General features: G+C 72.6%; 6 protein-coding genes. 1 reads left to right on the top strand and 5 read right to left on the bottom strand.

Annotated elements, in window-relative coordinates; genetic code table 11:
- Nucleotides 1–16 precede the first annotated feature (16 nt).
- The 5 genes from BGM09_RS06675 to BGM09_RS06655 all read right to left on the bottom strand — a co-directional run bounded on the left by BGM09_RS06675 (nucleotide 17) and on the right by BGM09_RS06655 (nucleotide 6,282).
- Nucleotides 17–1,534, bottom strand: coding sequence for a sensor histidine kinase (locus BGM09_RS06675; RefSeq protein WP_188280498.1), 1,518 nt, complete (start codon nucleotides 1,532–1,534; stop codon nucleotides 17–19).
- Nucleotides 1,531–2,289 (bottom strand): response regulator transcription factor, encoded by a 759-nt coding sequence (locus BGM09_RS06670; RefSeq protein ID WP_188280497.1) that lies wholly within the window; start codon nucleotides 2,287–2,289, stop codon nucleotides 1,531–1,533. The genes BGM09_RS06675 and BGM09_RS06670 overlap by 4 nt, the downstream gene beginning before the upstream one ends.
- 162 nt (nucleotides 2,290–2,451) lie before the next feature.
- Nucleotides 2,452–3,840 (bottom strand): chitinase, encoded by a 1,389-nt coding sequence (locus tag BGM09_RS06665; protein WP_223186429.1) that lies wholly within the window; start codon nucleotides 3,838–3,840, stop codon nucleotides 2,452–2,454.
- 17 nt (nucleotides 3,841–3,857) lie between these two features.
- Nucleotides 3,858–5,141 (bottom strand): glycoside hydrolase family 16 protein, encoded by a 1,284-nt coding sequence (locus BGM09_RS06660; RefSeq protein WP_188280495.1) that lies wholly within the window; start codon nucleotides 5,139–5,141, stop codon nucleotides 3,858–3,860.
- 163 nt (nucleotides 5,142–5,304) lie between these two features.
- Nucleotides 5,305–6,282, bottom strand: a complete 978-nt coding sequence (locus BGM09_RS06655) for a lysylphosphatidylglycerol synthase domain-containing protein (RefSeq protein ID WP_317452571.1) — start codon at nucleotides 6,280–6,282, stop codon at nucleotides 5,305–5,307.
- Nucleotides 6,283–6,776: 494 nt separating this feature from the next.
- On the opposite strand from BGM09_RS06655, the gene BGM09_RS39120 reads away from it, so the two are divergent.
- A partial coding sequence (locus tag BGM09_RS39120; RefSeq protein ID WP_188280494.1) for an SIP domain-containing protein occupies nucleotides 6,777–7,000 on the top strand: 224 nt, incomplete at its 3' end.

Below are 7,000 nucleotides of genomic sequence, written 5' to 3'. Positions count from 1 at the left end.
CGCGGCAGGAGGAGACCTACGGCCGCTCCCCCGCCGACGCGCCCGCCAGCCAGTCCCGGCCGCCGGGCAGCGGGCGCTCCGACGCGCCGAGCGGCAGCACCACGGTGAAGCGCGCGCCGGGACCGCCCGGCCGGTCGCCGACGGTGATCCGCCCGCCGTGCAGGGCGATCTGCTGCCCGACCAGGGCGAGGCCGAGCCCGGAGCCAGGGCTGTCGGGGCGGCGGCGGAAGCGCTGGAAGACCTCCTGCCTGGCGGCGGGCGGCACTCCGGGCCCGTGGTCGTCCACGGTCAGTACGACAGCGGCGCCCGCCGGGTCGGCCCCCGGTGCGAGCGTCACCTCGATCAGCGCCCCGCCGCCGCTCTCCGTACCGTCGCCGAGCCCGTCCAGGTCCCCGTCGGCGCCCCGACTCGTTCCGTGCACCGCCGCGTTGACCAGCAGATTGTCGATCGCCGAGCGCAGCCCCTGCGGCCAGCCGTACACGCGCAGGCCCGGCCGTGCGGTCAACTCCACGCGTACGTCAGGGCGTTCACGCCGCACGTCGGCCACGGCGGCGTCCAGCACGTCGGCGAGGTCGACCGGCACGAAGGCGTCGGCCTCGACCAGGTCGCCCTGGGCGAGGGCGCGCAGCATCACCAACAGGCCGAGCAGCCTGGCGTGTTCGCCGCGCAGATCGGCGACGATCTCGGCGCGTTCCGCGGGGTCGGGCTCGGGGCGGCCGTCCAGGACGTCGAGGTTGATCCGCATGCTCATCAGGGGGTTGCGCAGTTCGTGGGAGGCGGCGGCGGAGAAGGAGCGCGCGGTGGCCAGCGCCTCGGCCGTACGGGCGGCCTGTTCGTCGTAGCGTGCGAGGACGGTCTGGAGCGTGCGGGCGAGTTCGTCGACCTCGGTGACCCGGGTCGGCGTGTGGTCGAGGCGGGCGGCGCTGGTGCGCGGGTCGATGCCGCCGGCGCGGCGCTGGAGCCGGCGCAGCGGGAGCGCGGCGCGGGTGACGGCGAGCCAGGCGGCGGCGCCCGCGACAGGCGCGGTGAGCAGCGCGACGGTGACGATCCTGCGGCGCACCCGGCTGATCTGCTCCTGGCCCGCGGCGTCCGGCGAGAACAGCCACAGGGTGCCGGTCGCGGCGGGTCGCACGACGGACAGCGGTACGGCGAGCACCCGCCAACTGCTGCCGTCCGCACGGAAGGTGACGGGGCGTACGGCGTCCGCCGCGGCGGGCAGCGGCCGGCCGGCGGCGGGCTGCGGGCCTTCGGTGACAGTGCCCTCGGTGCCGGTCACGCGGATGCCGACGTCGAGCGCGGCGGCGAACAGCTTGCGCTGACGGGCCTGTTCGACCTCGGCCGACCGGTCGTTCGCCATGGCCCGCAGCAGATTGCGGGCGTCGGTGCGTACGGCGGCGGCCCGGTCCCGCAGGTGCGCGTCGGCCTGCGCGTGGACGTCGTGACCGACCAGCCGGACCATGATCCAGCCGGAGGCGAGGACGAGCAGCGGTACGAGGACGGTGATCGCCAGCGCGATCCGGGTGGACAGCCTCACGACGCGCCGTCCCGTACCCCGGCCTGCCGCTGTTCGCGTCCGTCGGCCCGCAGGACGAATCCCACGCCCCGCACGGTGTGCAGAACGCGGGGCCTGCCGCCCGCCTCCAGCTTCTTGCGCAGATAGCTGACGAAGGTGTCGACGGCGTCGGTGCGGACCTCGAAGTCGTATCCCCAGACCCGGTCGAGGAGTTGGTCGCGGGTGAGCACGAGACCGGCGTTGCGGGCGAGGATCTCCAGGAGTTCGAACTCCCTGCGGGTCAGCTCCAACGCGCGGCCCTCGCGGGTGGCGGTGCGGGCGGCCGGGTCGAGGACGAGGCCGCAGGCGCGGACCTGGCCGTCGGGGCGTGGCGGCCGGCGGCGCAGCAGGGCGTGCAGCCGCAGGACGAGTTCTTCGAGCGCGAAGGGTTTGACGAGGTAGTCGTCGGCGCCCGCCTGGAGTCCCGCGACCCGGTCGGCGACCTCGTCGAGCGCGGAGAGCACCAGCACCGGCAGGTCGTCGCCGCCTGCCCGCAGCGCCCGGCAGACCTCGATGCCGTCCACGTCGGGCATCGATATGTCCAGGACGAGGATGTCGGGCGGGGTACGGCCCAGCAGATCGAGCGCGGCGGCGCCGCCGTCGGCCTCGGTGACGGCGAAGCCGCGCAGCCGCAGGGCTCGGCCGAGTGAGCGGCGGATCGCGGCGTCGTCGTCCACGACCATCACGCGGCCGGGCCCGGTGCCGCCGCCCGCCTCCGGGCCGTTCGTGTGCGTCATCGGATCTGTCATCGGATCTGTCATCGGAACATGCCTCCGCTCCCCTGCCGTCGCATGGTGCATCGCGGGAACCATGCCTACACGGCCGGGGAGCGGAGAGCCATCGCGGGGTGGCGCTCCCGCCGTCGCGGCGGGGGCGTCACCCGGGTCACTCGGGCGGTGTCACCCGCCGTACTGCGCGAAGGTGCGGGTGAAGTCCCACGCCTGCTGGGAGACGCCGGAGCAGGTGTCGTCGTTCGGGTAGCCGCCGGGGCAGGGCCGGTCCCGGTTGGCGGACCAGAAGGTCAGCCGGGCCAGGTGGTGCTGCTGGGCGTAGGTGAGGATCGTACGGAAGTCGGCGACGGTGACGGTCTCGTTGTTGTCGGTGATGCCGTTCATCGACGAGATGCCGCTGTGCCGGTACGCCTGGTCGTCGGTGTACCCGTACGCGTTCTTGAGGGCGTTCTTCAGGCCGTCGGCGGCCTTCGTGGTGAGGTTGCCCATGTTCTGTCCCGCGCCGCCGAAGTCGAACGGCATGATCGTCCAACTGTCGACGGTCAGTCCGGAGGCGGCGGCCTTGTTGATCAGGCCGGTGTCGGGGCCGCTCTGCCCGGTGCCGATGGTGACGTACTCGACGATGCCGGGGTTGTTGGCCTTGATGGTCTTGAGCGCGTCGACCGTGCGCTGCTGGACGGTGCCGTTGCTGTAGGCGCTGGCCTCGATGTCGATGTCGATCGCCTTGAGGCCGTAGGCGTTGATGACCTTCTGGTAGGCGCCCGCGAGCGCGCTCGCGCTGGTGCAGGACTCTTCCAGCTTGTTGCCGCTGTAGCCGCCGAAGGACGGGACGACGTCGCCGCCCGCCGCCCTGATCTTGTTGACGGTGTTCTGGTCGACGCCGCCGGTCAGCGCCCGGCCGCCGTCCCACTGCGGGTTGCAGGTGCCGTTGCTGAGCACGAAGGCGAGCGTGAACCACTTGACGCCGGTCGCGTTCATGATCGTCGTCGGGTCCGGCGGATTGCCCCAGCCGTTGTAGAGGTACGGCGCGACGGCCTGGACGCCGGCGCCGCCGGACGGCGGCGGGGTGGTCGGCGGAGTGCCGCCGCCGGTGGGCAGCGTCCACTTCTGGTTGGCGGAGCCCGCACAGTCCCAGATCTGGAGCCGGGTGCCGTTGGCCGAACTCGGGCCCGTCGCGTCCAGACAACGGCCGGAACCGGCGTTGACCAGCGTGCCGTTGCTCGACGTCCACTTCTGCGCGTTGGTGCCGTTGCAGTCGTAGAGCTGGATCTGGGTGCCGTTGGCGGTGCCCGCGGCGGTCACGTCCATGCACTTGCCGAGCGCGCGCAGGGTGCCGTCGGAGGAGACGGTCCACGCCTGGGCGGCCGAGCCGTTGCAGTCGTAGAGCTGCACGGCGGCGCCGTTGGCGCTGCTGCCCGAGGCCACGTCGACGCACTTGCCGCCGTAGCCGGTGACGGCGCCGGTGGCGTCGGCGCCGGACGCCTGGCTGATCCCGAGGGCGGTCAGGGCTCCCGCGGCGAGCGCGGCGGTTGCCAGGAGCGTGGTGGTCTTTCGCATCTGCCGGGTCCTTCTCATCAGCCGGTCACGGTCCATTTCTGGTTGGCGGTGCCCGCGCAGTCCCAGATCTGGAGCCGGGTGCCGTTGGCGGAGCTGTTACCGGTGGCGTCAAGGCATCTGTTGGAGGCCGGGTTGACGATGTCGTGGGCGGCGCTCACGGTCCACTTCTGGGCGTTGGTGCCGTTGCAGTCGTAGAGCTGGACCGGTGTGCCGTTGGCGGTCCCGGCCGCGGTGATGTCCAGGCACTTGCCGAGCGCGCGGATGGTGCCGTCGGAGCCGACCGTCCAGGACTGCGCGGCCGAGCCGTTGCAGTCGTAGAGCTGCACGGCGGCGCCGTTGGCGCTGCTGCCCGAGGCCACGTCGACGCACTTGCCGCCGAGGCCGGTGACGGCGTGTCCCGTGCCGGTGCCCGGTCCCGAGCTGTCGCTGGTGGTGACGTGCACGTAGTCCACGACGAGCTGCTGCGGGAAGGTGGTGCCGGAGTTGGGGTCGCCGGGCCAGTAGCCGCCGACCGCGAGGTTGAGCAGCAGGTAGAAGGGGTGGTCGAACACCCAGCGGTTGCCGCCGAGGTCGGCGGACGTACGGGTCTGGTAGACGTTGCCGTCCACGGACCACTTGATGGAGTTCGGCGCCCAGTCGATGGCGAAGGTGTGGAAGGCGTCGGAGAAGCTCTGTCCGCCGGGGAGGGTGTATCCGGCGCCGATGCCGGCCGAACCGGAGTAGCCGGGGCCGTGGATGGTGCCGTGCACGCTGCCGGGCTCGAAGCCGACGTTCTCCATGATGTCGATCTCGCCGCTGTTGGGCCAGCCGACCGAGCCGATGTCGTTGCCGAGCATCCAGAAGGCGGGCCACATGCCCTGGCCGCGCGGCAGCTTCATCCGGGTCTCGAAGTGGCCGTACGTCTGGGTGAACTTCTGCGGTGTGGACAGCCGCGCGGAGGTGTACTGGCAGGACCCGTACCAGCACTGGTAGTTGGCCGGATTCTCCTTGCGGGCGGTGATGACGAGGTTGCCCTGGCCGTCGAGCGCCGCGTTGTGGGTACCGCTGGTGTAGTACTGGCGCTCGTGGTTGTTGACGTTGTCACCGGTCTCGTAGCCCCACTTGGAGCTGTCGACCGCGCTTCCCGCTGGGCCGTTGAAGTCGTCGGTGAAGGTCGCGGTGGCCGCCACCGAGGCGGTGTCGAGCCTGCTCGCGGTGGCTTGGGGGGACGCGGTCTGTGGCAGCCAGCCGCACAGCAGCAGTCCTGCGGCGGCCAGCAGCGCGAGGGGGCGTATGCGTCGGGTGGGGGGTGATGCCGACATTGCCGGACTCCTCGGTCGGGTCGTCAGAAAACGGTTTTGGGCATGCTCCTGACAGACAGTGAGGTGCGGGGCACCCTGGGAGACTTCCCTTACGTCTTAGTTCAGGACGTGATTTAAATGGCGGGGCTGAGGGGAGTCAAGGTTTCTGGCAAAGGTACGTACCTTAAAGTTCGCGGCGCTTGACGAGCACGGCGAGCACGACGACACCGGGGATGAGCGGCAGCCAGGTGGTGACCAGGCGATAGCCGAGCACGGCGGAGGTCGCGGCGACCGCGGAGGCCCCCGCCGTGACCAGCGCGAGGGCGAGCGCCGCGTCCAGCGAGCCGAGCCCGGCCGGGGTCGGCAGCCAGCCCGCCGCGGTGCTCGCGAAGAAGTACGCCACCAGGACGCCGCTGACCGGCACCGGCGCGTGCACCGCCTTGACCACGGCGACGACCACCGACGCGTGCATGGTGGGGAAGGCCAGCGAGCCGCCCCACAGGCACGCCACCCGCGCCCGGTCGCGGTGCAGGGTCCGTACGTCGTCGGCCATCGACGCCAAGAAGCAGCGGGCCCGGTCGCGCGCGCGGCCGACGTACCGCGAGGCCACGAACGCCAGCACGAGCAGCGCCAGCGCGACCGCGCCGATCACCATGGGGTCGGCGGGCAGCACGAATCCGTCGGGGGCAAGCCGGTGCAGTTGCAGGGCGTCGGGGAAGAGCGCGAGCAGGACGAGCAGCACCGTCACCCGGCCGATGGCGGCGGCCGACGCGCGGACGGCGAGCGCCGCGAGCGACCGCGTCGGCGTCATGCCGTGCCGCACCAGGAAGCGCAGATTGACGGCATTGCCGCCGACGCCCGCGGGCAGGACGTGGTTGGCTGCCGAGGCCGCGAACTGCGTGGCCAGCAGCCGGCCGGGCGGCAGCGACATGACGACGGCGCCCTGCTGGGCGACGGCGGAGCAGACCCACGTCATGCACGCGGCGAAGACCGCGACGGCCATCCACTCGGCGTCCGCCTGGCCCAGCCGCCCGGCGCTGTCGCCGATCATCGGCCACTTGCTGACGGCGAGCGCCGCGACCGCGGCCACCGGCAGCAGCATCGCGGCGGACCGCACCGAATTGCGCTGCCAGAGCGCACCCTCGTCACGGGCGATGGACACGGTGACTCCTCGTCGCATGCGGTACGACGGCCGGGGCCGCCGGGGGACGGTGCGCGTAGCAGTGCGGGAAGTGGGACGGTTTGTCCAGACTAGGTGCCTTCCGGGGCGGCGTCGTACCGGCACAGGGCCACCCGGGTCAATCGTCGGACCCGCGCGCCGAGACGGCGAGGGTCCGTCAAGGGCCCCTTTTCCCGGCTGCCTTGGGGGTCCGGCCACGCCTGGAGTCTGCCCGCGTACGGTGAACGGCGTGCAGACCGTGACTGTCGCCATGTCCCCGGTCGGGTGACTCTCCACCGCCGCGGGATTAGCTCCGGAGAGTGCCGCGCCTGGGCGCGGCGGACGGCGCGGAAGCCGAGGTCACCGGCGTGTCCCCGGCATGGCACCGCGGCGGTCGTCGGACCGGTCGCCGGGGCGCGCGCTCAGCGGGTCGGTCCGGACCGCTCGCCGCAGCGCGCGGTCACCAGGTCAGGAACGCCTCGTAGGCGGGCGCGAGGGTGTCGGTGAGGGTCCGGCCGCGGACGCCGACCGCCGGACGGCCGAGTTCGGCGACGGCCGGCGCCGGGGCGGCGGCGCGGCGCCCACCCCCGCCGCGCGCGCGGGCGAAGGTCTTCGTGGAGGTCGAGGGTCCTTCGGAGGAGCAGAAGCTGGCCACCTCGGGCGACGCCGAGATCGTCTGGCTGCACCGCGGCGCCCGGCCGGTCGGCGAGGCGCTGGTCGA

This window comes from Streptomyces sp. CBMA29, from assembly GCF_014596445.1.
GTDB lineage: Bacteria > Actinomycetota > Actinomycetes > Streptomycetales > Streptomycetaceae > Actinacidiphila.
This window is presented reverse-complemented; position numbering and strand designations above follow the sequence as displayed.

What these genes read in the sequence shown, in the direction of transcription:
- BGM09_RS06670 (WP_188280497.1), bottom strand. Translation starts at nt 2,289, where the DNA reads ATGACGCACACGAACGGCCCGGAGGCGGGCGGCGGCACCGGGCCCGGC.
- BGM09_RS06665 (WP_223186429.1), bottom strand. Translation starts at nt 3,840, where the DNA reads ATGCGAAAGACCACCACGCTCCTGGCAACCGCCGCGCTCGCCGCGGGA.
- BGM09_RS06660 (WP_188280495.1), bottom strand. Translation starts at nt 5,141, where the DNA reads ATGTCGGCATCACCCCCCACCCGACGCATACGCCCCCTCGCGCTGCTG.